This window comes from Peptacetobacter sp. AB800 (assembly GCF_047807365.1).
GTDB lineage: Bacteria > Bacillota > Clostridia > Peptostreptococcales > Peptostreptococcaceae > Peptacetobacter.
In genome coordinates this window covers 13,209-37,579 of sequence record NZ_JBLOUI010000025.1, presented here as the reverse complement: position 1 = coordinate 37,579, position 24,371 = coordinate 13,209, and the positions used below count along the sequence as shown (strand labels likewise).

Sequence of the window (24,371 nt, the reverse complement as noted above, 5' to 3'; positions counted from 1 at the left end):
CTGTCTTATTTGTGTGTTTAAAATATAAAAATAGCAGGAAAGCAAAAATCTTTCCTGCTATTTTTCTTTTAGATAACCTCATTAACAATGCTAACTTAATGACATTGGGCTACAAGCCCCCTTTTTCAAAGTATTTACTACTGTACTGATCTTTTCGTTACTCTTTTTTTACCGTTATCTTTTTTAGCTTTTGCTGGTGCCTGTCCTGGGAATAGTATTTTAGGCTGTTCATTATTTTTTCTGTATATAGTGAATTTAAATCCTATAGCCTGAACAAATTCAGCTCTTAATTCTTCACATATTGCATTTGCTGTTTCTTTAGCATCTAATCCAGCATTTTCTAATATAGTTATTTTAACTAGTTCTCTTGCTCTTAACTGGTTGTCTAATTCATCTAAGAATGCTCCAGTTACACCTTCTTTACCTATCTGTGCTGTAGGTTTTAAAGTATTTGCAAGTGATCTAAGATAAGCTCTCTGTTTACCTTTTAGCATGTTTTTTCTCCTCTATTTTTATAATTTAATCTTTTTAAAATTTATATCTTAGTTATAGAATTCGAATTCTAATTCGTAAATTCTTACTAAATCTCCGTCATCTATACCCATTTCTCTTAATCTGTCGAATACTCCCTGGCTTTCCATAGCATTCTGGAAGTACTGAAGTGATTCCATATCGTCGAAGTTTACAGAGTACATTATTCTTCTAAGTGCTTTACCAGTTACTTCAAATACTCCATCTTCTCCAAGTTCTATGTGTAGACCTTCTTCTTCGTTATTTGCATCAAGTTCTGGTCTATATATTTCATTTTCTGATACTAATTCTATTTCTTCTGCTTCAGCAAGTAACTGAGTTACATATTTTATAACGTCATCTACACCATCTCTTGTCGCAGCAGACATTTTGAATACTTTGTATCCTCTTGATTCTATCTCTGTTTTGAAGTTTTCGTATATAGATTCGTCGTAAAGTATATCAGCTTTGTTAGCTACTACTACCTGAGGTCTTGTAGCTAATCTTTCATTGTATAGTTTTAATTCTTCATTGATTTTTTCAAAATCATCTATTGGATCTCTACCTTCTAATCCAGATATATCTACTATATGTATTAATACTTTTGTTCTTTCCACATGTCTTAAGAATTCATGTCCTAATCCTATACCTTCAGATGCACCCTCTATTATACCCGGTATATCTGCAAGTACAAAACTTTCTCCAAATCCTGTCTGAACAACACCTAAGTTTGGAGTTAGTGTTGTAAAGTGATAGTTAGCTATCTTTGGTTTAGCTTTTGTTACTACTGATAAGAATGTTGATTTACCAACATTTGGGAATCCTAGTAGACCAACGTCTGCTATCATTTTTAATTCTAGTACTACCCATCTTTCTTCACCGTCAGTACCTGATTTCGCAAATGCAGGTGCCTGTCTTACAGCGTTGGCAAAGTTCATATTACCTTTACCACCGTATCCACCTTTAGCTATAACTGCTCTATCACCTTCGTGTTTTAAGTCAGCAATTATAAGACCAGTAGCTTCATCTCTTACTATTGTTCCCTGAGGAACTTTTAATACAAGGTCTTCACCGTTTTTACCAGCTCTTCTTTTTTTAGAACCGTCTCCACCATTTTCTCCATTGTATTTTTTCTTATATTTAAAATCCATAAGTGTTCTAAGCCCAGTATCAACTTCAAATATTATACTAGCACCTCTACCACCATCTCCACCGTCTGGTCCTCCAGCTGGAACATATTTTTCTCTTCTAAAAGATACTGCCCCATTTCCACCATTTCCGGCTTTAACAAATATTCTGGCTTTATCTATAAACATATCTTTTCACCTTCTTTTCTTTTGATATTTATATTTATTCCGTTCACTCTAATTTATATTAATTTATATAATCCGTACAATTTTATTTGAATATTATAAAAGGAGTGTTTGATACACTCCTTTTCATTCTTAGCTGTAGTCCTGTAATTATTCAGCTATTGAAACTGGGTATACAGAAACTTTTTTTCTTTTTTTGTCTTTTCTTTCGAATTTAACAGTTCCGTCTATTAATGCGAATAAAGTGTCATCTCCACCTTTTCCAACATTGTTTCCTGGATGTATTTTAGTTCCTCTCTGTCTAACTAATATACTTCCTGAAGTAACTAACTGTCCATCGAATCTTTTAACACCTAATCTTTTAGAAACAGAATCTCTACCATTTTTAGAAGACCCTACCCCTTTTTTAGATGCTAATAACTGTAAGTTCATCTTTAACATTTGGAAGTCACCCCCTATTTTTTAAGAATTTTTATATTTTTTGGGTATTCCCGTTTGATTTCTTGAATCGCTAGTTGAAAGTGCTGTAATAGAAGCTGAGCTTTTTCTATACAATCATCTTTGACTATACAAGAAATATTTCCTTCTTCTGCTTCAACGCTTTCGAACTCGACTTTCTGTAAAACATCTAGAGAATTAATTGTCGCTATTGCATGAGTTGTAACAGCTGCACAAACTATATCTCTTCCGTACTCCGCGTATTCAGCATGTCCTTTTACAGAAAATCCCTTTAATTGGAAATCGTCATTATAAAAATATTTAACTTTAATCATGATAATTAAGCGTTTATTTTTTCAACTACTATTTTAGTGTATGGCTGACGATGTCCCTGTTTTCTTCTGTAGTCTTTTTTAGCTTTGTATTTGAATACAACAACTTTTTTAGCTTTTCCCTGTTCTAAAACTTTAGCCTGAACAGATGCTCCTTCAACTACTGGGCTTCCTAATACTAATTCACCGTCTTTTGAGCAAGCTAATACATCGTTTAAAGTAACTACGTCACCAGCATTAGCTTCTAATTTTTCAACGAATAGTACGTCACCTTCTGAAACTTTATACTGTTTTCCACCAGTTTTTACTATAGCGTACATAAATACACCTCCTCGGTCACAAACTCGCCATTAAAGGTACCCATTGGGATTTTAACCTTTTCTGAGCGGCATTACAGTTATTTATTATACGTTATGAAAAGCCAAGTGTCAACTTCTTTTTGCATATTTTTTGTATAATTTTTCAATTTTTTTTATTTAACAATTTCTACTGCAAAATCTTTTATATTAGCACTTTCTGCTATTTCTATTTCAATTCTATATTTAAGGCCTACCCTCTTAATTATATTCACATAATTGTTTATTATATTAGGTTTTATACTAGGATTAAAAATCAATCTAACTTTTTTGTAGACTGTGTTTCTACTTATATTCATAACTTTTTTCTCTATTAAATCAAGAATAGAATTTAAAGATAAATCTCCATATTTGGCTCCACATCTCTTGCAGTCTTTTAAGAAGTAATCTTCTAAAGGTTCTTTTTCCCTTCTTCTAGAAATTTCTACAAGCCCTAAAGATGTCATGCCTTTTACTTCACTTTTTCTTTTATCTTTTTTTAATTCTTCCTTCATTATGTTGAGCAATTTTTTCTTTGAACTGCTTACTATCTGATCGTCGATAAAGTCTACTATAATTATCCCAGCTATATCTCTTACAATTATTTGGTTTACTATTTCTCTAGCTGCCTCCTCATTGATTTTCATAGCTGTATTAGCAAGCTTTGCTCCGCCAGTAAATTTTCCACTATTTACATCTATTACCGTAAGAGCCTCTGTTTTTTCAATTATTAAGTATCCACCACTCTTTAACCAAACTTTTTTCGATAAGTATCTGTTTAACTGAGATTCTACACCGTAGACATTAAATACATCGACATCCTTGTCTAACTTTAATACTTCAAGATATTTTCTATCTATCTCTTTTAGGATTTCTCTAATATCATTGTATTTATTTTCGTCATTTGTAACGATAAGTTCTATTTCGTCAGATATATTATCTCTTACATATTTTATAGCTGTATCAGAAGCCGTATATAAAAGTTTTGGACCTTTTCCTCTTTTAAACTCTTTTTCTATATTTGCATATAGTGATTTTAATTCTTTTATATCATTTTTAAAGTCTGACATGCTACATCCCTGAGCTTCTGTTCTAATTATATATCCTGTTTCATTTTTACAATTTGTATAGAATAGTCTTTTAAGTCTAAGTCTTTCTTTTTCGTCGACAATTTTATTTGACATAGTAACTCTAGTATTACTTGGAATGTACACTAAATATCTTCCAGAAAAACTTATTTCTTGAGATATTTTAGCACCTTTTGTTCCAATTTCATCTTTTATTACCTGTACTAAAACATCATCCCCTGTTTTTAGACTACTTTCGTTATCTAATTTAAGGTATGCATTTTTTTCTTTTCCTATATCGACAAAGCAAGCATTCATTCCAGGAAGCACCTTTTGTACTATCCCTCTATAAATATTGGATACTATACTCTTTTCAATTGTATTATCTATGTATATTTCCTCTAGCTTTCCTTCATTTAGAATAGCTGTCTTTTGTGAAGATTCTAGTGATTCTATTATTATTTTCTTCAAAAAAATCACCTTCTCATCTTATATAGGAGTTACTAACTCACCATCTTCAACATAGTATAAATCTCTTCTTAATATATCCACATCTAACGGATCTAACTCTATTCCAAATAGAGAAAGTATCTGTGGTATGAATAAATTAGTATTTAAGTTCTGTATTGAACCTGTTGCTATTACAGCGTTTAAAGTTAGAGAATCATCTTCTAGGTCTAATACATCGAAAGTTTTTATAAGCGGTCTTATATCAACTTCTACTAATTTACCTTTTTTATTCTTTTTAGTTATTATTATTTCTTCTTTTCCCATATAATCTAATACTTTAGATTTTACAAATTCCTTAGAAAGTTTTCTTTCTAGAGGTATAGTAAATAGATATTCTCCCCATTCTATAACTGATGATAGAGCTGGAACAGTTTTATCTATTTCTTTGCATTTTACAAATTCTAATCCTACTGGTAATTCTGGAGCTATTTTTTCTAAAAATTCTTTTTCTGTTAATTCATCTTCTACTTCTATATCTACATATTCTCCCTGGCTTTCTGTTCCAAGAGCTAATGCATTACCGTAACTCATTTTAGGATGAGGATTGAATCCCTGTGAGTAACATAGCTGTATTTCAGCTCTTCTAAAAGCTCTCTGAAGTGTTCTCTGTAAATCTAGATGAGATATGTATATCATATCCCCTTCTTTTTTGAATTTTACTCTCATTATTTTCATTAGCAAAGTCCCCTTCCTATATCGTGTACATTTATTCCACAACCGTTACATCCTTTTCTACAGTCTGGTGTTATTTCTCCTTTTAATGCTTTTTCAGCTTCTCTTATTAAGAATTTTTTGCTTACTCCTACATCTATATGATCCCAAGGGAATACTTCATCTAATTCTCTAGTTCTGTGAGCGTAGAATGATATGTCTAGTCCACATTCTTCCATAGCTTGTTTCCATATTTCTAAATCGAAGTGTTCATCCCAACCATCGAATTTAGCACCTAATTCGTGTGCTCTTAGAAGTACTTTACCTAATCTTCTATCTCCTCTTGCAAATACAGCTTCCATTAAACTTGTATCTGAATCATGGTAGTTGTAAGTTATGTTTCTATTTTTAAGTTTTCTAACTAAGTGTCTCTGTTTTTCTATTACGCTAGATTTCATGTCCTGTGGATTCCACTGGAATGGTGTGAATGGCTTAGGTACAAATGTAGATGTACTAACTGTTACATTAAATTTTCCTTTGAATTTTCCATTATGAACATCTTTGTATATATCTACAACTTCATAAGCTAAGTCAGATATTCCATCTAAATCATCGTAATTTTCTGTTGGAAGACCTATCATAAAGTATAGTTTTATGTTGTTCCATCCCATTTCAAATGCCTGTCTTGAAGCTCTAGTTAAGTCTTCTTCTGTTATACCTTTGTTTATAACGTCTCTTAATCTCTGAGATCCTGCTTCTGGTGCAAATGTTAGACCACTTTTTCTAACTTTCTGTATTTTGTTAGCTATTTCCATAGAGAAGTTGTCTAATCTTAAAGAAGGTAGTGATATACCAACATTTTTGCTTGCGTATTCTTCAACTAAGTAGTCTGTTAATTCAGCTAACTGGCTGTAGTCACTTGTACTTAGAGATACTAGTGATATTTCATCGTATCCAGTTGTTTTTATAAGTTTTTCTAGTATTTCTTTTAATCTAGCAAAGTTCTTTTCTCTTATAGGTCTGTATATCATACCAGCCTGACAGAAACGACATCCTCTTGTACATCCTCTGAATATTTCAAGTACTATTCTGTCGTGTACTGTATCTATATAAGGAACTATGAATCTTTCTGGATATTCAACCTTATTCATATCTCTTATTATTCTTTTTCTTGGATGTGGATTTGCGCATTCTCTATTTGGAGTTACGCTTTTTACTGTCTGGTCTTCATTGTATTCTACGTCGTAGAATGAAGGTACATATACACCTTCTATTTTAGCTATTCTTTCTAAGAATTTTTCTCTAGGCTCTCCACTTTTTTTCCAAGCTTTGTATTCGTTTATTACTTCTATATTCATCTCTTCACCTTCACCAAGAAGTGCTGCGTCGATGAAGTCTGTCATAGGTTCACTGTTGTAAGCACAAGAACCTCCAACAAGTACAAATGGATCTCCTTCTTTTCTATCTTCTTTTAAAAGAGGTATCCCTGCTAAATCCAACATATTAAGTATGTTTGTATAGCAAAGTTCGTACTGTAGAGTAAATGCCACTATATCAAAGTGTCTTATAGACTCTCTTGACTCTAATCCAAATAGTGGTATGTTATTTTCTCTCATTTTTTCTTCCATATCCACCTGTGGAGCATATACTCTTTCACAGAATACTCCTTCTTCTTTGTTGATTACATCATATAGTATATGACTTCCAAGGTGACTCATTCCAACTTCGTAAAGGTCTGGAAAACAGTGTGCATATCTTACAATATCTGGATTGCTTGTATCTTTGTGTACAGCATTTATTTCGTTTCCAAGATATCTAGCTGGCTTTTCAACTTTTTTCAAAATTCTTTTTAAATCTACTTTTTCCATAAATTCTATATATCCTCCGCAATTATTATTTGTTTAAGTTTATTATTTTGAAACTAAATTATATTTCACTTTTATTTGATATTATTATCTCAATTTAACATCGATAATTGAAAATATTTTATAGTATCCCTACTTTAACACTCTTTATTATATTATACAATTATAAAATACTATTTTCCATTATAAAATTGTTAAGGTTAATCTTTTATAAAATTTCAAATTGACGAATTCGAAGATATGTTATAATGTATATATAAATAATTTATTTTGATTCTTTAAAAGCTTTTGCTTTTGTTAAATAAATATAAAATAGAGGAGGTAATTTTCAAAATGGCAAATACTTTTGAAATAAAAAAAGATCTTTATTATACAGGGGTAACTGATAAAGATCTTCAGGTTTTCGATATAATAATGGAAACTGAATTCGGTACAACTTACAATTCTTACCTTATAAAGGATGAAAAAACTGTTCTTTTCGATACAGCTAAGAAAGAATTCCAGGATGAATTTTTATCTAATTTAAAAGAAGTAACTGATATAGCTGATATAGACTATGTAGTAGTTCATCATACAGAACCAGACCACGCAGGAAGTCTTAAAGCTTTACTTGACTTAAACCCTAACATAGAAGTTTATTGTACTAGACCAGCTAAACTTTACTTAGATAGCCAGATAAATAGAGAATTCAAATGCCACGTTGTAGCTGATGGAGAAACTCTTAATATAGGTAAAAGAACTCTTACTTTCATACACGCACCATTCCTTCATTGGGTAGATACAATGTTCACTTATGATGAATATGATAAAGTTCTATTTACTTGTGATGCTTTCGGTGCTCATTACGCTTGTGTTCATCTAGATGACATAGTACACGCTGACTACCACAAAGCTAATAAAGTTTACTACGATTGCATAGTAAAACCATTTGCTAAACATGTTTTAACTGCTTTAGATAAAGTTAAATCATTAAACTTAGATTTCGATACAATATTAACTTCTCATGGTCCAATATTAGATAGAAATCTTGGTCATGCTATAGCAATGTACACTAAATGGTCTAAAGATGCTGTTGCAGCAACTAAAAAAGATAAAGTTAGTATATTCTACTTATCAGCTTACGGAAATACTTTAGCCATGTCTAAAGAAATAGCTAAAGGTCTTGAATCAGAAGGTATGGAAGTTGAATTATTTGACTTAGAAACTACTCCTCTTGACAAAGTTCATGACGAGTTAATATCTTCTAAAGGTGTTATGCTTGGTTCTCCAACAATAAACAAAACTATGGTTAAACCTATGTGGGACTTCTTCTCAATAGTTGACCCAGTTGCAAATGCTGGTAAATTTGCTGCAGTATTTGGTTCTTACGGATGGAGTGGTGAAGGTTTAGCTATAGCTCATGCAAATGCTAAGGCTGTAGGATTTAAAACTCCTTTAGATCCACTTAAAAAGAAATTCTTCCCATCAGAAGAAACATTTGAAGATTGCTTCGAATTCGGTGCAAACTTTGCTAAGAATATAAGAATATTTGAATAAATAAAAAGAAATAAAAAGATGCCTTAAAAAATTAAGGCATCTTTTTTATTTTTAACCAAAGTTAATTTTCTTTCTTCTCATGTAGACATTCATAACAAGTCCAAGGTTTGCCATAGATGTCAGCATAGAACTTCCTCCATAGCTGACAAATGGAAGTGTTACCCCTGTTACCGGTATAACTGCAACTGTCATACCTATATTCTGGATAATCTGATAACCAAACATTCCTAGAACTCCAATTACAATTAACGTTCCGTAGAAATCCCTCGCTTGTTGTGCTGCATATATTAGCCTAAATATAAAGGCTATATATAAACCTATTAAGAATACCATCCCTATGACACCAAGTTCTTCACCAACAACAGCGAATATAAAGTCAGAGTCCTGTACAGGTAAGAAATCTTCCTGGTTCTGACTTCCCTGATAAAGTCCTTTACCAGTTACACCACCTGAGCCTATGGCTATAAGCGACTGCATTACCTGATAGTTACCTTTTAAAGTTATATCCTCAGGATGTAAGAATGCTTCTATTCTCTGTTTCTGATGATCTGCCATAAGCATATACATAATAGGCATTAAAGCGACTACTATAATTATCGCTCTTTTTATAATTTTACCGTCTAATCCAGCTGTAAATACCATAGCTGCAATTATACACATAAAAACTAGTGCTGTACCAAGGTCTGGCTGAGCAAGTAATAGACCTAAGAATGGTAAAGCATATATAATTAACGGCATTATATCTTTTATTGTTCTAAGTCTATCTCTTTTAGATTCAACTATTTTTGCATAGCTCAATATAAACGTTAATTTTACTATTTCCGAAGTCTGAAGGTCTAGAGGACCAAGATTTAACCATGATCTAGCTCCACCTCTTTCAGCTCCTATACCTGGTATAAGGACTACTGCAAGAAGTATAAGGCTTATAAGATATAACTCTTTATAGTGTTTACCTATAAGAGTATAGTCAAATAGTAAGATTATACCTATTACCATTGCACCAAGTCCAAAAGCTGCGCACTGCTTTCCTAACTGGAATAATGCTTTAGTTGAATTTGTATTTAAATGAGTCGCACTACTAAGTATAACCAATCCAAATCCAAATATAGTCAGAACTATAGCAATTAATTTCCAGTCTAACTGTTTAATTAATTTTAAACTAGATTTGTAATTTACCAAAAAATCACCGTCCTTTTAATTTAAGCTTATGACTTAAACTAAGACCTGATTATTTATTTTCTTCCCTTTAAAGCTTTTAAAGGTATATTTGCTACAAGTGCAGATACTGGTTTGTCAGTATCCTCACCTCTACATTTAGACATTTTTATTTCAAGTCCGTCTTTGTCTATTTCAGCATATTTAGATATAACTTCAATTATATCCCGCTGTATTAATTCTATAAGCTCAGGAGAACAGTCTACTCTGTCATGAACTAATACAAGCTTTAATCTTTCTTTAGCTATATTTTTACTTGATTTTTTATCATTTGAGAAACTTTTAAATATATCGAACATTTATTACTCCCCCCCTACTTACCTATTTCGAAAAAACTCTTTTTAATTTCTGAAGGAAGGTTTCTTCTTCTCTTAAATCTAATAGAGGTACTTCTTCTCCCATTATTCTAGCCGCTATATTTTTATAAGCCTGACCAGCTTTTGATTTTGGATCCATTATAGCTGCTTCACCTTTATTTGTAGAAATTATTACAGCCTCATCATCAGGAATTATTCCTAATAATTCTATCCGTAGTATTTCAACGATATCTTCTTTGCCCATCATATCTCCACGCTCTACCATATCGTATCTAACTCTATTTATAGCTAGTTTTACATCTGTTATTTCATTTGCTTCAAGTAATCCAATTATTCTATCAGCATCTCTAACAGCAGATACTTCTGGGTTTGTTATTACTATAGCTCTATCTGCTCCAGCAATAGCGTTTTTGAATCCTCTTTCAATACCTGCTGGACAATCTATTAATACATATTCAAAGCTTTCTCTAAGCTGATCACATAGTTCTTTCATCTGTTCTGGAGATACTGCATTTTTATCTCTAGTCTGTGCTGCTGGAATTAAGTATAGATTTTCAAATCTTTTATCTTTTATTAAAGCTTGTTTTAATTTACAAACACCTTCTACAACGTCTACTATGTCGTAAACTATTCTGTTTTCAAGTCCCATTACAACATCTAGATTTCTAAGACCGATATCTGCATCTAAAACAACTGTTTTTTTACCTCTAAGACTTAGTGCAGTCCCTACATTTGCAACTGTTGTTGTTTTTCCAACTCCACCCTTACCTGAAGTTATAACTATTACTTCTCCCATTTTATTCACCTCTACATATTTTATTTGCCTATTTGTGTTTCAATTATTATCTGGTTTTCTGAAATAAAAGCTATTTCAGATTCCACACCATCAGTATTTTCATCAACTAACTCAGATGAATCAGTATCTTCTGGTGCTTCAGCAATTATATCTGCTATCTGAAGTATCGTTGGTCTAAGATTCTTTGCGGCTATATATGAGTTTTTATCTCCATCTGCACCCGCATGAACAAATCCAAAAAGATTTCCAAATACAACAACATTTCCTACTGCCACCGCTTTTGCTCCAACACACATATCACCCATGATAAGTACATCTTTTCCAGAAACTACCTTTGAACCAGAATTCATATCAGACATAACAACTATATTTCCATCAGACTCTATAAAATCTCCTGATCTCATTCTAGAAATATATTTTGTTGAATAATCCTTTTCTGATTCTTCTTCTGAAACAACTATTTCTTTTTCAGAACATTTATCCTCGCTAGAATCTTCATATTTTAATATTTTTATTTCATCTTCAATATTATTAATTTCGTCTACTTTATTAATTTCGTCTTTTAAAGTGATTTTTCCTTCTATTTTTTTATCTTCAGGTTTATAAAAATCTATATTAAACTTAGAAGTTATAATTTCTTTTAGTTTTTCCTTATAATCATCACCTAAAAACTCAGACTCAATCTTGTAAATTCTAGCTCCATTGAAAAATGATTTAGATGATTCGATTTTTGATACTATCACATCTGCGATAGTATCAAAATCTCTTTCATCATTTAAATCAATTATTATCCCTTCTTTACTTCCCTTAAACTCTATTTTTTCATATTCGGAATTCTTCAAAACAATCCATCCTCCAAAATATGCATTCTTAATCTGGAAATTAATTTATTGGTTTTACACCGTAGTTTACCTGTTTTTCAGATTCTTCCTGCTGTTTTTTCTCTTGATACCGCTGTTCTTGTTCTTTCGTCATATTTTTCTTTTGTTCTTCTGTAAGCTGACCATTATCACTTAAAAGACCAAAATACTGTCCAAGAACTTCTCTCACTGGGAACATAGAATAAATACTACTATCTCCCTGAGGTATAACGCATACAACAGCTATTTCCGGATCATCTGCTGGAGCAAATGCAACACTCCATGTAAATGTTCCATAATCATCTTTAAATCTGTCTATCTGTTCATCAGTTAAATCTGGTTTTAATTCTTTCATAGCTTTTCTTAAATATTGTGCGTTAATTTTATCAGTATCTTCAAGTTTTACTTCTATTTTTCCAGCAAGTTGTTTTTCTATATCTTCTCTTTCTTCATCTGTAAGAGATTTATCTTTTAGCTTGGCCTGTAATTCTTTTTTCTTAGCTTCAGATAATTCTTTTTCTTTTTTAGCTTTTAACTGATTTGCTAATTTTTCAGCCTTTTTAATATCGACACCGTAAGAAGATGCATGAGATTTTAAATACTGATACTCATTTGCTGTAGGAATCTTACCTGTCATTTCCGCTGATCCAGTTTTAGCTGCAACTGGTATTGGAAAACTTGACATTACCTTAGCCCCTGTACCTTTTGTAGCAACTAATTTCATACCCTTAGTTAACTCTTTTAGCAACTCAGGGTTTTTAAAATCTATTTTTTCTTTTTTATTTTCATCGATAGTTACTGAGCTATAGTCACTAGACACTATTTTATCTACTACAGAAATATCTACTAGGTACCCTCCATTTGCTATTGCTGCAACATATCTAGCTACCTGTGCAGGAGTATATGCATTTTCCCCCTGTCCTATACTAAGGTTGAATGTATCCCCTGTTCCCCATTTTGCTGAGTTGAAATAACTATATACGATTAAATCTGCTATTTCCTCTACTTTGTCTTCTTTTACTTTTAGCTCTTTTAATCTCTTCATAGCTTCTACTCTGCCTGGAGTTTCATCTTCTGCTGCCCAACTAACTATTTCATCAATTCTCTTTTCATATTCTTTTCTATTTTTAGCTCTAGTTATGTCTGTAAAATCATTAGCCATTTTTTTATCTATATCTGATCTTAACATACTCTGAACTGATTCTAATTTATCTTCGGTATTAGGTACTTTACCTGCACTTTCACCGATTTCATCATCAAGTCCAACTTTTTTATCAAAACCAAACAATTTGGCATATTTCAGTATTTTTTCAGCTCCCATATCTATACCTAAATCTTTATTAAGCATCCAGTTTTTACCAGTACCTAATGTAAAGAAGTAAATATTACAAGATTCCTGTATCGCTTTATATAGGTTTGTCCGTCCATGATTTCCACGACCGTGGTTCCAAACGTAGTCCCCAAATGTCTTAGCTCCAAATTTTATAACCCCTGGGTCATTTATTGTGTAGTTTGGATCTAATCCACTTTCTAGTGCTGCCATTCCTGTTACCATTTTAAATGCAGAACCTGGCTGGAATGCACCATGTGTTGCTAAGTTTATAAGTGCATTTGGAGCTAGTGTATCATTCTGATTTTCTGGCTGTAGTGCCTTATAATCTTCTTCACTAATTCCATTTGCAAATTTATTAGGATCAAAATCTGGATAACTTGCCATAGCTAATGTATCACCTGTTTTTACATCTATAGCTATTATTGCCCCAGATTTAGCTTTTGGAACAGCTGAAGCACTTACATCTCCAAGCTTACTAGTTAGAGTTGCACCTGTCTGTGCTTTTGTAACAACTTGTTTAAGTGCATCCTGAGCAACCTTCTGAAGTTCTAAATCAAAGCTTAGATATACAGTATCTCCAGATACTGGTTCCTTAGAATCTATTTCGCCACTTATACGTCCAAATGCATCGACCTGAACCTGTTTGTATCCATCTTCACCCTTTAATTGTTCTTCATAATATTTTTCTATACCTGATAAACCTACCATATCCTCCTTGTTATATCCTTTTTCTAGATATTCATCAACCTTTACTGAAGGTATTTTACCTAGATATCCAAGAACATGAGATGCTAATTCCTTATTAGGATAGTATCTTACTGGCTGTGAATCAACCGTTACACCAGGTAGATTTATAGAGTTTTCTTCTATTTGAGCTATTGTATTTTCTTTTATATTCTTAGCTACTGTAACTGGGCTATACTGAGAATATCCCTGTGATTTTATTAAATCTTTTACAAGCATAATCTTTCTAGCATCGGCATCGCTAAGATTTTTATCTATGCCTAGCTTTTCACTGTTTCTAAGCTTTAAAAAAGCTTCTCTAGCCGTAGCTGTTTTTTCTATATCATAAGACTCTAACCAGTCATACTTATCTCTTTGCGCTGTAAATAGCCATTTACTAACAAGTATAGGTGGATAATATCCTTTTTCATTTAATTTAGCCTGTAAATCTACAGGATCTAAATCTCTATCTTTAGAATCTAGAGTTCCACTTGCAATTAAGTCATCTACTATCTTGTAGAATGTTTGCTTTGCGTTGTATTTTAAAGGAATATTATTTTCTTTTTTATAGTCATTTATCTCTTTATCATATGTATAGAAATATTTCCCATTTTCTACATATATAGGAAATTCATCTACATACTCTTCTCCATTTTTTTCTAGAAGATTTATAAGGTTTAATGCTATTTCATTAGAACTATCCTTAGAATCTTTGTCCTTATCCTGTTTATTTAAACTATCACCTGATATTTTAACTGCAAATTGGTTTTTATTTCCTGCAAGAAGTCTTCCATATCTATCTCTTATTTCACCTCTTGGTGCTTCTATAGTAAGATTTTTATATGTTTTACTCTGTGCAAGCTCTGTATAATGCTGATACTTTACAGTAGTAAGATATAGTATTTTAGCTAATATTACGGCAAAGACAACTAGTACTATTTTCTTTATCGTATCTAGCCTAGGTATATTTTTCTTTTCTTCCATAAAATCACCAACTATTCTTTCATAAGTTTCATAATAGATCTTCCAAATAACTTATAGATTATAAATCCTACAAGCACATTTAAAAGAGGTAGTATTATAAATCCTTTTAGAATCATTATCAATATTCCATCTGTCTGATATGCAATTAGCGATATGATTATCATTAATAACGATTGAAAAACTGTCGCAGCTGCTATTAATGCCATTCTCATGCTAGTACTTTCTGCATAGAAATTTTTTCTATAATGAGCTATAACAGCACATACAGTAGCATATACAAGCGCATTAAATCCTAAAATTCCTCCAACAGTCATATCAACTATAAAACCTAATAATAATCCTATTACACCAGCTTCTTCCTCATCCATATGAAGAGATGCCATAACTAAAAATGGTAAAAGTACGCTAAATGTAACACCAAATATATCGATATAATTTATAATACTATTTTCAAGAATTATAAGAAGAACTCCTGTAATAAAAAGTATTATTCTCTTCATAACACAATCTCCTTATCCTATATTTCTAGGTTTTATAATCATTACATCATTTACATCTTTAAAGTTAACATATGGTTTTATAACAACAGATTTTAAAGATTTATTCTTATCATCTATAACTTTTTCTACTTCTCCAATAGGAATATCCTCTGGATATAGACCCATTCCAGATGTAACAATTATATCACCCTGTACAACTTCATAATCTGAGTCAAACATATATCCATTTAAATATCCGTTAGCTTCATATGCCTTTTCTTTTCCAGCTGATGTACTAGTACTTATAACACCTTTAGCTGCTGTATTGTTTACTATCTTAAAACTAACTGCAGACTTACTATCTAACATAGAAATAGCCTTACAACTGTTTCCAGAAACTTCATAAACTATACCTACTAAACCTTTTCCATTTATTACTATACTATTTTTTTCTACACCATCATTTTTACCTACATTAAGTACAAACGATTCATACCAGTTACCATCATTTTTTTCTATAACAGAACCTGATACTATGCTCTTCATTCTGTCTGTACTCACATAGTTTAAGCTCTTTTTTAAATCCTCAAGAGATTCTAGCTTAGCTGATTTAGAGTTTAAATCTATAACCTTAGCCTTTAACTCTTCATTTTCTTTTTCTAGCTCTCTCATTTTATTACTATTTTTCTTGAAATTCATTAAGTCAGATGCTCCCTGTTTAACAAACTCCATTGCTGAATCTATAGGAGATGCAGTAGCTGCTGCCCCATCAGATACAATTCCTACAGAGAACGGTGATGTTCCTGAGTGTTTTATCACCGATATACTCACAATTCCAATTAAAGTGATAGCAACCACTACAGTTGCTACCACTTTAGAATTTATTTTCTTCTTTTTAAATTTGTCAAATTTCAACTAAATCACCAACTTTATTTTCCAGCGTTCATCATTAAAACTTTTTCAAATATAACTTCATCTTCTACAGTTTTTCCTGTTCCTAGAGCAACACAATCAAGAGGTGATTCTGCTATTTCTACCTTCATTCCTGTTTCTGAAGCTATAAGTTTATCAAATCCTCTAAGTAGCGCTCCACCACCAGTAAGCATTATTCCGTTTTCCATTATATCTGATGCTAATTCTGGTGGAGTTTTTTCAAGTGTTGATTTAATTCCATCTACTATAGCATTTACTGGTTCTTTTAATGCTTCTCTAACTTCTGTAGATGATATTGTTATAGTTTTTGGTAGTCCTGATATAAGGTCTCTACCTCTTATTTCCATTTCTTTTTCCTGATCATCTTTAAATGTTGATCCTATATTTATTTTTATGTTTTCTGCAGTTCTTTCACCTATCATAAGGTTGTATTCTTTTTTAACGTAAGCTATTATAGCGTCGTCAAATTCGTCCCCACCTATTCTTATAGATTTAGCGGCAACTATTCCACCTAATGATATAACAGCTATTTCAGAAGTACCACCACCGATATCTACTACCATGTTTCCTTCTGGTTCTTCAACTTTAAGTCCAGCACCTATTGCCGCAGCCATAGGTTCTTCTATTAAGAATGCATCACTAGCTCCAGCCTGTCTAGCTGCATCTTCTATAGCTCTTCTTTCAACTTCTGTAACACCAAATGGTACACATATTGCTATTCTTGGACTCGCTACACTTTTATTGTCAGATGCTTTTTCTATAAAGTATCTTATCATAGACTGAGTAACATCAAAGTCAGCTATAACCCCGTCTTTCATAGGTCTTATAGCTACTATGTTACCTGGTGTTCTACCTATCATTCTTTTAGCTTCTTCACCTACAGCTAAAACTTCTCTACTGTCATCTCTTACAGCTACAACAGATGGTTCTCTTAATACTATACCCTGCCCTTTTATGTAAACAAGTGTATTAGCAGTACCTAAATCTATCCCCATATCTTTTGTCATTTTCTGGAATCCACCAAAGAATCCTCTTTTTTCTTTCTTTGCCATTTTACTTCTCCTTCCAATCCTTTAAAGTATAACTATTGTTAGTAACTTTCTTAATTACATTTTTCTGCTTTCTTTAAAACTATAATATATTCCATCGCCAATTATTATATGGTCGATGACCTCTATTCCTATTATTTTTCCACATTCAATTAGCCTATCTGTTATATGCATATCTTCATTTGAAGGCTCTACATTCCCAGATGGATGATTGTGAATAAGAATAATCTTATTTGCGCTTTTTTTAATAGCTTGCTTAAAGACCTCTCTTGGATGTACTAGTGAAGAATTCAAAGTACCATGAGATACATCTATATCTGTTATAATCTCGTTTTTAGTATTCAAAAGCACAGTCTTGAATATCTCTTCCTTTAAATACCTCATAGATTCCATATAGTATTTGTATATGTCCCAAGGGTTTTTAACTTGGTATCTAACAACCTCAGACTCAGCCACTCTAACACCTAATTCTAAAGCTGCTTTAATCAAAGTTGCCTTTGATATACCAATTCCTTCAATTTCACATAGTTCTTCTATTGAAGCACTTTTCAGAAATCTAATCCCCTCATGGTCTACCTTTAATAGCTCGTCAGCGAGTTCCGTTACTGTTTTATTCTTACTTCCAGTTCTCAACAAAACTGCTATTAGTTCTACATTAGAAAGACTTTCTACACCATCTTTAAGCATCTTTTCTCTAGGAAACTCATCCTTTACGCTATATTTTATATTTTCCATATATCCTCTTCAACGTTTCAAAGCACATAATTTCTAATTCAAATTAAGCAAATCTACCTTCGTTTAATTTAAATATATCTATATTGAAATCATTTTTCAATATTTCAGCTGCAGAAGATATCGGAAATCCGACTATATTGAAATAATCACCTTTTATATATTCAACTAAAAGACCACCTAATCCCTGTATTCCATAGGCTCCAGCCTTATCCATACATTCTCCAGTCTTTATATATGAATATATTTCTTCATCAGATAGATTTTTAAACTTTACTTTACTTACACAATAATCGCATATTTCTTTCTTCAAATCTAAGCATAATATACTTACACCGGTTATAACATCGTGCTCTCTTCCAGACATCTGTTTTAGCATATCAAACGCTTCATCCTCGTCTTTAGGTTTTCCAAGTACATTATTATCTAAAACAACTACAGTGTCAGCGCCTATTACTATACTATCTAAATTTTTGCTAGCAATATCATAAGCTTTTTCATAAGAAAGTCTTTTAACTAAATCTTTCGGACTTTCATTTTCTATTGTTGTTTCCTCTATCTCACTTTTAATTATATCAAATTTTAGATTCATATTCTCTAGAATTTCTTTTCTTCTCGGTGATCCCGATGCTAGTACAATTTTCACTATATCACCTCTTTATTGCACTGTTTGCGTACTTATTTAGTCTATCATTATATCATAAAAATTTCAATATATATGTCCTTCCTTTTTAGTTACACTATTGTTATTTACTCATATATAGGATATTATACTATGCTAATTTGAATTTTAATTGCATATATAAAATTTATTAATTTCCTCATTAGGATAACATTTAAACCTAAATTAATCCTAAAATTTTATCAGCAAAATGGCAAAGAGAGAAAAAAGATTTTATTAAGTTTTAAATGAACTTCTTTAAAAATTTTTAAATTACATAAAAAATAAAATAAAAAAAGAGATGTAGAATTTTCTCTACATCTCTATTATTTACAATAATATCAAATTTTATTTTGATTATACTAATTTGATTGCTTTTTTAGGACATTTCTGCATACATAAATGACATCCTACACATTTGTCCTGATCTATTTCGTGAGCTACTTTAAGTTCACCAGATATAGCATCAAATTTACACTGTTTAGCACATATTGTACAACCAACACATAAATCTTTGTCTATTGTTACTTTCTGTCTTTTAGCTAAATCTCCTGCTATTACTTTTGTTGGACATTTTTCAACACATACCATACATCCAACACATTTTTCAGGATCTATTTTAGCTACGTTGTTTTCAACGTGAATTGCATCAAATTTACAATTCTTTTCACATATACCGCAACCTATACATCCAGCAGAGCAGTTATCTTTAACTACTTTACCTTTCTGAGTATTGTTACAGTTTACTATTATTTCCTGAGAAGCTGGTTTTTCAACTATTAATCCTTTTGGACAAACTTCTCTACATTTACCACAGTTAACACATTTTTCTTCGTCAACTACAGCAACACCATCAACTATATGTATAGCGTCGAATGCACAAACAGAAACACAAGTTCCTAATCCTAGACAACCCTGTGCACATGCTTTAGCACCACCATTAAGAACAGATGCCGCTCTACATTCCTGAACACCATCATATTCAAATTTATCTTTTGCCTTTTCGCAAGTACCTTTACATATTACATGAGCTACTTTTCTTTCGCCAGCTTCCGCTTCTACACCCATTATTTCTCCAACTTTGGCTGCAACTGCTGCTCCACCAACTGGACATGCATTTATAGCTGCTTCACCTTTTACTATCGCTGCTGCACATCCTCCACAACCTGGGTATCCACATCCACCACAGTTTGCTCCTGGAAGTACACCAAGTATTTCTTCTTCTCTTGGGTCAACTTCAACAGCGAATTTTTTTGATGCGAAATCAAGAATTAAACCGAATATTAACCCTAACGCACCTAATAATATTACCGCTTTTAATATTTCCACTATTCTTCGCCTCCCCGTTTTTATAACTTAATAAGTCCTGTGAATCCTAAGAAAGCGATTGACATTAAACCTGCTGATATTAATGTTATAGGGAAACCTTTGAAAGCTTCCGGAATATCTGACAATTCTAATCTTTCTCTTATACCTGCAAATATTACTATTGCAAGAGTGAACCCTATACCAGCACCACAACCATTTATGATTGTTTCTATTAGGTTGTATCCTTTATCTATATTAACTATTGCTATACCAAGAACGGCACAGTTAGTAGTTATAAGAGGTAGGAATACCCCAAGAGCCTGATATAAAGATGGACTCATTTTTTTGATTACCATTTCAACGAACTGAACTATAGATGCTATAACAAGTATAAATGCTATAGTCTGAAGATATTCAGTTCCAGTTTTTACTAATAACATCTGTATGAAATAAGTTATAACTGATGCAAGTGTTAAAACGAATGTAACTGCAACACCCATACCTACAGCAGTGTCAACTTTCTTTGAAACCCCAAGGAACGGACATATACCAAGGAACTGAGATGTTATAACGTTATTTACAAGAACTATACTTAAAAATAATAGTACTAAATTCATTCACCTACACCCCCATTATGCCTTTTTATTTTTTAATTTATTGAATCCTGCGAATAAGAATCCTAAAGTTAAGAATGCTCCTGGAGGAAGTATGAATATTAATATTGGAGTAAAGTGTGCTCCAAATAAGCTAAATCCAAATAAGCTTCCGTTTCCAAGTAATTCTCTAACTGCTCCTATTACTGTTAGAGCTAGTGTGAATCCTATACCATTTCCAAGACCATCTGCTGCTGATGCAACAGGACCGTTCTGGCTTGCGAAACTTTCTGCACGAGCAAGTATTATACAGTTAACAACTATAAGTGGTATATATAAACCTAGTGCCTGATCTAGTACTGGTATATACGCTTTTAATAACATACCAACAATTGTAACGAATGTAGCTATAACAACTATGAAAGATGGTATTCTGACTTTATCAGGAATTACCTTTCTTAAAAGTGATATTGCTATATTTGAACATGTAAGAACTACCGCTGTAGATAATCCCATACCCATACCATTTATTGCTGAAGTAGTAACAGCTAGAGTAGGACACATACCTATAACCTGTACAAATGTTGGGTTTTCATCTATTAGTCCATTTTTAAAGACTTTACCGAAACTCATTTAAAACCCTCCTTATTTATTTAATGCGTTGAATACATCTATCGCAGCATTTACACCATTAGTAACTGCTGTTGATGATATTGTTGCACCTGATATTGCAAGTATCTGATTGTCTCCTGATGCACTACCTTTAGCTACTTCAAGAGGTTTATCTGTTTTCTTTCCGTCATACTGTCCATTGAATGCTTCATCTTTAGCTTTAGCACCTAGACCAGCTGTTTCTGACATTGAACCTATATCAACACCTGTTATAGTTCCATCTGTTGATATACCTATTATAACTTCTATAGCTCCACCGTATCCACTTGGAGTAGCTTTGAAAGTATAACCTACATTTTCTGATCCGTTAAGACCTTCATAAGCTTCTACTATAAGGCCATCACCTTTTCCATCGAATTCAGAGGCATCTAACTGTTTGAAATCAGTAGCATCTGGAAGTACAGACTGTCTAAGTTCATTGTTAGCCTGAATATTTCTTTCTTCTATTACTGGAGCTGTTATCTGGTTAGTTCCTGCTAGTAGGAATGATGCTACAGCACTTATAACTAATAATGTTCCACCAACTTTTACTGCACTATTCATTATTTTGCCTCCTTCCCGAATACTCTATTTTTAACGAATTTATCTATTAAAGGAGCAAGACAGTTAACAAGTAATATTGAGTAAGATACACCTTCTGGATATCCACCGTATAATCTTATAACTGAAGTGATTACACCTGCAAGAACTGCATATATAACCTGTCCTTTTTTAGTCATAGGAGATGTTGCGTAGTCTGTCAGCATGAAGAATCCTCCAAGCATTAAACCACCTGCCATTAACTGATATATAGCGAACTGTAAGTTAAATCCACCTAAAAGGAAAGTTAAAACGAATACTGTTACTATATATGCTACTGGCATTACATAACTTATAATTCCTTTATATATAAGATACACTCCACCTAATATAACTAGTAATGCACAAGTTTCACCTATACAACCACCAGTATTTCCAAGGAACATATCTGATAATGATATATTGTTTGCTGCAAGATCTGCTAAACCAGCTGGACCAGCTTTTAAGAAACTAAGTGGTGTTGCTGTAGATACAGCATCAAGATTAGCTGATGATACAAAGTTAACACCAGTTTTAGTCCATGCAGTCATAGCTACTGGGAATGATGCTAATAAGAATGCTCTAGCTGCTAATGCAGGGTTGACAAAGTTGCATCCTATACCACCGAATACCATTTTAACAACTACCATTGCAAATATTCCACCTAATAAACACATCCACCATGGAAGTGAAGCTGGAACGTTGAATGCTAATAATAAGCCTGTTACAACAGCTGAAAAATCACCTATTGTACTTTTCTTTTTCATTATTTTACAGAATATATGTTCTGATCCCACTGTACCAAGTATACAGAAGAACATAGCACTTAAAGCATTAAGTCTGAAGTAGAATAGACCTGCAAGTGCTGCTGGAACAAGTGCTATAATAACCTGTTTCATTATATATGATGTATCTTCATTACTTCTTACATGAGGAGAAGATGATACTATCAATTTATTTTCCATTGTTTTTCCTCCTGACTTTTATTATTTTTTCTGTGCTGCCTGCTGTTTTCTTCTCTTAGCACCGATTTCTCTCTTAGCTGTTCTTATTGTCTGAACAAGAGGTCTTCTAGCTGGACATATGAATGAACATGAACCACATTCTATACAATCCATAGCGTTGAATTCTTCAGCTCTATCGAAATCATTTTTCATTGAATATGCACTTATTAATAACGGCTGTAAGAATGATGGACATACATCTGTACATCTACCACATCTTATACAGTTCTGCATTTCTGGAGTTCTTGATTCTTCTTCTGTTAAAAGAAGTATACCTGAAGATCCCTTATTAGTTGAGATTTCTGTATGCCACTGTGTGAATCCCATCATTGGTCCACCCATGATAACTTTACCAAGGTTAGTACCTTCTTTGTATCCTCCACACTGGTCTATTATTTCATTTACTCTAGTACCTATTTTTGTTACTAAGTTTTTAGGTTCTGCTATACAAGGACCTGTTACAGTAGTTATTCTTTCTACTAAAGGCATACCAGTTGTTATAGCATCTGCTATAGCAGCCGCTGTACCAACGTTGTCAACAACAGCTCCTGCAGCTATTGGAAGTCCACCTGATGGAACTTCTCTACCAGTACATGCATATATTAACTGTTTTTCAGCACCCTGTGGGTATTTAACTTTTAATGTAACAACTTCTATTTCTGGGAAGTCTTTAGCTACATTCTGAACAGCTTCTATAGCATCTGGTTTGTTTTCTTCAATTCCTATAAATCCTTTTTTAACATCTAGAACTTTCATTAAAGCTCTACATCCTAAAACAACTTTTTCTGGCTGTTCTAGCATTAATCTGTGGTCAGCTGTTAAGTAAGGTTCACATTCTGCACCGTTAAGTATTACGAACTCTGCAGTTGATCCTGGAGGAGGACATACTTTAACGTGAGTTGGGAATGTTGCACCACCCATACCAACTATACCTGCTTCTTTTATTATTTCTACTATTTCTTCTTTTGAAAGATCTTCTAACTTACCATGAGGTTTAACGCTTTCATGAAGTTCTTCTTTAAAGTCATTTTCTATAACTATACACATACCTTTACCGTTTGGTATTTCATGTGGTTCTATAGCTATAACTTTTCCTGATACAGAAGAATGTATGTTGGCAGAAACGAATCCACCAGCTTCAGCTATTTTCTGTCCTAGCTTAACTTCATCTCCTACTTCAACTATAGGTTTTGCCGGAGCACCTATATGCTGCTGAATAGGAATGTAAACCACTTTAGGAGCTTCAGCTCTTTCAATTGGCTTTTTGTTAGAGTACTCTTTTCCATGTGGAGGATGTATACCTCCCTTAAAAGTTAAGAGTTTCATTATTTTACCCCCTATCTATAATAAACAATTTTTCTATCATATATTAGTATACTATATATAATAAAAATACTTAAGTATTGTTAAAAAAATATCTCCAATTTTACCCACAAACTTTAGAATTCCACCTTAACTTAGGTATTTTTTCTTATTTAAAACCTATACCTAGCAGAATTAAAGATATATGTTTATATATTTTTTTATTTTGTCACTCTATTTGTCTATTTTTCAACAATTGTATCTTGTATACATATGTAGATACAACTGCACACTA

25 protein-coding genes are annotated in these 24,371 nt (G+C 32.5%); 1 reads left to right on the top strand and 24 read right to left on the bottom strand.

The genetic code is table 11. From position 1 onward, the window contains the following. Nucleotides 1-137: 137 nt before the first annotated feature. The 8 genes from ACK2WN_RS08215 to ACK2WN_RS08180 all read right to left on the bottom strand — a co-directional run bounded on the left by ACK2WN_RS08215 (nt 138) and on the right by ACK2WN_RS08180 (nt 7,024). Nucleotides 138-494, bottom strand: a complete 357-nt coding sequence (locus ACK2WN_RS08215; RefSeq protein ID WP_006440838.1) for a YhbY family RNA-binding protein — start codon at nt 492-494, stop codon at nt 138-140. 48 nt (nt 495-542) lie between these two features. Continuing rightward, nucleotides 543-1,826 (bottom strand): GTPase ObgE, encoded by a 1,284-nt coding sequence (obgE, locus tag ACK2WN_RS08210; protein WP_416155307.1) that lies wholly within the window; start codon nt 1,824-1,826, stop codon nt 543-545. Between the two features lie 147 nt (nt 1,827-1,973). Then, entirely contained in the window at nt 1,974-2,264 is a 291-nt protein-coding gene (gene rpmA, locus ACK2WN_RS08205; protein WP_040410667.1) for a 50S ribosomal protein L27, read from the bottom strand. Between the two features lie 14 nt (nt 2,265-2,278). Then, nucleotides 2,279-2,596, bottom strand: coding sequence for a ribosomal-processing cysteine protease Prp (locus ACK2WN_RS08200; protein WP_006440835.1), 318 nt, complete (start codon nt 2,594-2,596; stop codon nt 2,279-2,281). A 5-nt stretch (nt 2,597-2,601) separates the two neighbouring features. Continuing rightward, entirely contained in the window at nt 2,602-2,913 is a 312-nt protein-coding gene (rplU, locus tag ACK2WN_RS08195) for a 50S ribosomal protein L21 (protein WP_006440834.1), read from the bottom strand. A 152-nt stretch (nt 2,914-3,065) separates the two neighbouring features. Continuing rightward, nucleotides 3,066-4,475 carry an Rne/Rng family ribonuclease gene (locus tag ACK2WN_RS08190; RefSeq protein ID WP_416155306.1) on the bottom strand — a complete coding sequence of 470 codons (1,410 nt, stop codon included), beginning with the start codon at nt 4,473-4,475 and terminating at the stop codon, nt 3,066-3,068. 9 nt (nt 4,476-4,484) lie between these two features. After that, nucleotides 4,485-5,180 carry a TIGR03936 family radical SAM-associated protein gene (locus ACK2WN_RS08185; protein ID WP_416155305.1) on the bottom strand — a complete coding sequence of 232 codons (696 nt, stop codon included), beginning with the start codon at nt 5,178-5,180 and terminating at the stop codon, nt 4,485-4,487. Continuing rightward, entirely contained in the window at nt 5,180-7,024 is a 1,845-nt protein-coding gene (locus ACK2WN_RS08180) for a TIGR03960 family B12-binding radical SAM protein (protein WP_416155304.1), read from the bottom strand. Before ACK2WN_RS08180 ends, ACK2WN_RS08185 begins: the two co-directional genes overlap by 1 nt. 330 nt (nt 7,025-7,354) lie before the next feature. Between ACK2WN_RS08180 and ACK2WN_RS08175 the strand changes: the two genes are divergently transcribed. After that, entirely contained in the window at nt 7,355-8,557 is a 1,203-nt protein-coding gene (locus ACK2WN_RS08175) for an FprA family A-type flavoprotein (RefSeq protein ID WP_118548847.1), read from the top strand. Between the two features lie 51 nt (nt 8,558-8,608). Here the strand turns inward: ACK2WN_RS08175 and rodA are convergent, their stop codons facing one another. The 16 genes from rodA to rsxC form a co-directional block, all read right to left on the bottom strand. Further along, entirely contained in the window at nt 8,609-9,736 is a 1,128-nt protein-coding gene (gene rodA / locus ACK2WN_RS08170) for a rod shape-determining protein RodA (RefSeq protein WP_118548848.1), read from the bottom strand. A gap of 53 nt (nt 9,737-9,789) precedes the next feature. Beyond that, entirely contained in the window at nt 9,790-10,071 is a 282-nt protein-coding gene (gene minE / locus ACK2WN_RS08165; RefSeq protein ID WP_006440827.1) for a cell division topological specificity factor MinE, read from the bottom strand. A gap of 22 nt (nt 10,072-10,093) precedes the next feature. Beyond that, on the bottom strand, nt 10,094-10,885 hold the full coding sequence (minD, locus tag ACK2WN_RS08160) for a septum site-determining protein MinD (protein WP_416155303.1): 792 nt from the start codon (nt 10,883-10,885) through the stop codon (nt 10,094-10,096). A 20-nt stretch (nt 10,886-10,905) separates the two neighbouring features. Then, nucleotides 10,906-11,727, bottom strand: coding sequence for a septum site-determining protein MinC (locus ACK2WN_RS08155; RefSeq protein ID WP_300530057.1), 822 nt, complete (start codon nt 11,725-11,727; stop codon nt 10,906-10,908). Between the two features lie 40 nt (nt 11,728-11,767). Continuing rightward, complete coding sequence (locus tag ACK2WN_RS08150; RefSeq protein WP_416155302.1) at nt 11,768-14,785, bottom strand: penicillin-binding transpeptidase domain-containing protein; 3,018 nt, start codon at nt 14,783-14,785, stop codon at nt 11,768-11,770. 11 nt (nt 14,786-14,796) lie between these two features. Continuing rightward, a complete protein-coding gene (gene mreD, locus ACK2WN_RS08145; protein ID WP_243411989.1) occupies nt 14,797-15,285 on the bottom strand; it encodes a rod shape-determining protein MreD in 489 nt (162 codons plus the stop codon). A 12-nt stretch (nt 15,286-15,297) separates the two neighbouring features. Next, complete coding sequence (gene mreC / locus ACK2WN_RS08140) at nt 15,298-16,179, bottom strand: rod shape-determining protein MreC (protein WP_118548852.1); 882 nt, start codon at nt 16,177-16,179, stop codon at nt 15,298-15,300. Nucleotides 16,180-16,193: 14 nt separating this feature from the next. Then, entirely contained in the window at nt 16,194-17,249 is a 1,056-nt protein-coding gene (locus tag ACK2WN_RS08135) for a rod shape-determining protein (protein ID WP_118548853.1), read from the bottom strand. A 54-nt stretch (nt 17,250-17,303) separates the two neighbouring features. Continuing rightward, the gene (gene radC / locus ACK2WN_RS08130) at nt 17,304-17,981 is read right to left on the bottom strand and encodes a RadC family protein (RefSeq protein ID WP_118548854.1); all 678 of its coding nucleotides are present in this window, start codon (nt 17,979-17,981) and stop codon (nt 17,304-17,306) included. 43 nt (nt 17,982-18,024) lie between these two features. Next, on the bottom strand, nt 18,025-18,624 hold the full coding sequence (locus ACK2WN_RS08125) for a Maf family protein (protein WP_416155301.1): 600 nt from the start codon (nt 18,622-18,624) through the stop codon (nt 18,025-18,027). Between the two features lie 372 nt (nt 18,625-18,996). Continuing rightward, nucleotides 18,997-19,968 (bottom strand): RnfABCDGE type electron transport complex subunit B, encoded by a 972-nt coding sequence (locus tag ACK2WN_RS08120; protein ID WP_300531550.1) that lies wholly within the window; start codon nt 19,966-19,968, stop codon nt 18,997-18,999. 20 nt (nt 19,969-19,988) lie between these two features. Further along, nucleotides 19,989-20,564, bottom strand: a complete 576-nt coding sequence (gene rsxA / locus ACK2WN_RS08115) for an electron transport complex subunit RsxA (protein ID WP_006440817.1) — start codon at nt 20,562-20,564, stop codon at nt 19,989-19,991. 15 nt (nt 20,565-20,579) lie between these two features. Further along, entirely contained in the window at nt 20,580-21,173 is a 594-nt protein-coding gene (rsxE, locus tag ACK2WN_RS08110) for an electron transport complex subunit RsxE (RefSeq protein WP_006440816.1), read from the bottom strand. A 12-nt stretch (nt 21,174-21,185) separates the two neighbouring features. After that, entirely contained in the window at nt 21,186-21,755 is a 570-nt protein-coding gene (locus tag ACK2WN_RS08105; RefSeq protein ID WP_118548857.1) for an RnfABCDGE type electron transport complex subunit G, read from the bottom strand. After that, nucleotides 21,755-22,735 carry an RnfABCDGE type electron transport complex subunit D gene (locus tag ACK2WN_RS08100; protein WP_118548858.1) on the bottom strand — a complete coding sequence of 327 codons (981 nt, stop codon included), beginning with the start codon at nt 22,733-22,735 and terminating at the stop codon, nt 21,755-21,757. The genes ACK2WN_RS08105 and ACK2WN_RS08100 overlap by 1 nt, the downstream gene beginning before the upstream one ends. Before the next feature lie 21 nt (nt 22,736-22,756). Further along, nucleotides 22,757-24,100 (bottom strand): electron transport complex subunit RsxC, encoded by a 1,344-nt coding sequence (gene rsxC / locus ACK2WN_RS08095; RefSeq protein ID WP_118548859.1) that lies wholly within the window; start codon nt 24,098-24,100, stop codon nt 22,757-22,759. Nucleotides 24,101-24,371: the final 271 nt, after the last annotated feature.

Bases quoted from the DNA above. Each gene is read 5' to 3' on its own strand.
- ACK2WN_RS08215 (WP_006440838.1), bottom strand. From the start codon at position 494: ATGCTAAAAGGTAAACAGAGAGCTTATCTTAGATCACTTGCAAATACT.
- obgE (WP_416155307.1), bottom strand. From the start codon at position 1,826: ATGTTTATAGATAAAGCCAGAATATTTGTTAAAGCCGGAAATGGTGGA.
- rpmA (WP_040410667.1), bottom strand. From the start codon at position 2,264: ATGTTAAAGATGAACTTACAGTTATTAGCATCTAAAAAAGGGGTAGGG.
- ACK2WN_RS08200 (WP_006440835.1), bottom strand. From the start codon at position 2,596: ATGATTAAAGTTAAATATTTTTATAATGACGATTTCCAATTAAAGGGA.
- rplU (WP_006440834.1), bottom strand. From the start codon at position 2,913: ATGTACGCTATAGTAAAAACTGGTGGAAAACAGTATAAAGTTTCAGAA.
- ACK2WN_RS08185 (WP_416155305.1), bottom strand. From the start codon at position 5,180: ATGAAAATAATGAGAGTAAAATTCAAAAAAGAAGGGGATATGATATAC.
- ACK2WN_RS08180 (WP_416155304.1), bottom strand. From the start codon at position 7,024: ATGGAAAAAGTAGATTTAAAAAGAATTTTGAAAAAAGTTGAAAAGCCA.
- ACK2WN_RS08175 (WP_118548847.1), top strand. From the start codon at position 7,355: ATGGCAAATACTTTTGAAATAAAAAAAGATCTTTATTATACAGGGGTA.
- minE (WP_006440827.1), bottom strand. From the start codon at position 10,071: ATGTTCGATATATTTAAAAGTTTCTCAAATGATAAAAAATCAAGTAAA.
- minD (WP_416155303.1), bottom strand. From the start codon at position 10,885: ATGGGAGAAGTAATAGTTATAACTTCAGGTAAGGGTGGAGTTGGAAAA.
- ACK2WN_RS08150 (WP_416155302.1), bottom strand. From the start codon at position 14,785: ATGGAAGAAAAGAAAAATATACCTAGGCTAGATACGATAAAGAAAATA.
- mreD (WP_243411989.1), bottom strand. From the start codon at position 15,285: ATGAAGAGAATAATACTTTTTATTACAGGAGTTCTTCTTATAATTCTT.
- ACK2WN_RS08135 (WP_118548853.1), bottom strand. From the start codon at position 17,249: ATGGCAAAGAAAGAAAAAAGAGGATTCTTTGGTGGATTCCAGAAAATG.
- radC (WP_118548854.1), bottom strand. From the start codon at position 17,981: ATGGAAAATATAAAATATAGCGTAAAGGATGAGTTTCCTAGAGAAAAG.
- rsxA (WP_006440817.1), bottom strand. From the start codon at position 20,564: ATGAATTTAGTACTATTATTTTTAAGTATAGTTCTTGTAAATAACGTT.
- rsxE (WP_006440816.1), bottom strand. From the start codon at position 21,173: ATGAGTTTCGGTAAAGTCTTTAAAAATGGACTAATAGATGAAAACCCA.
- ACK2WN_RS08105 (WP_118548857.1), bottom strand. From the start codon at position 21,755: ATGAATAGTGCAGTAAAAGTTGGTGGAACATTATTAGTTATAAGTGCT.
- ACK2WN_RS08100 (WP_118548858.1), bottom strand. From the start codon at position 22,735: ATGGAAAATAAATTGATAGTATCATCTTCTCCTCATGTAAGAAGTAAT.
- rsxC (WP_118548859.1), bottom strand. From the start codon at position 24,100: ATGAAACTCTTAACTTTTAAGGGAGGTATACATCCTCCACATGGAAAA.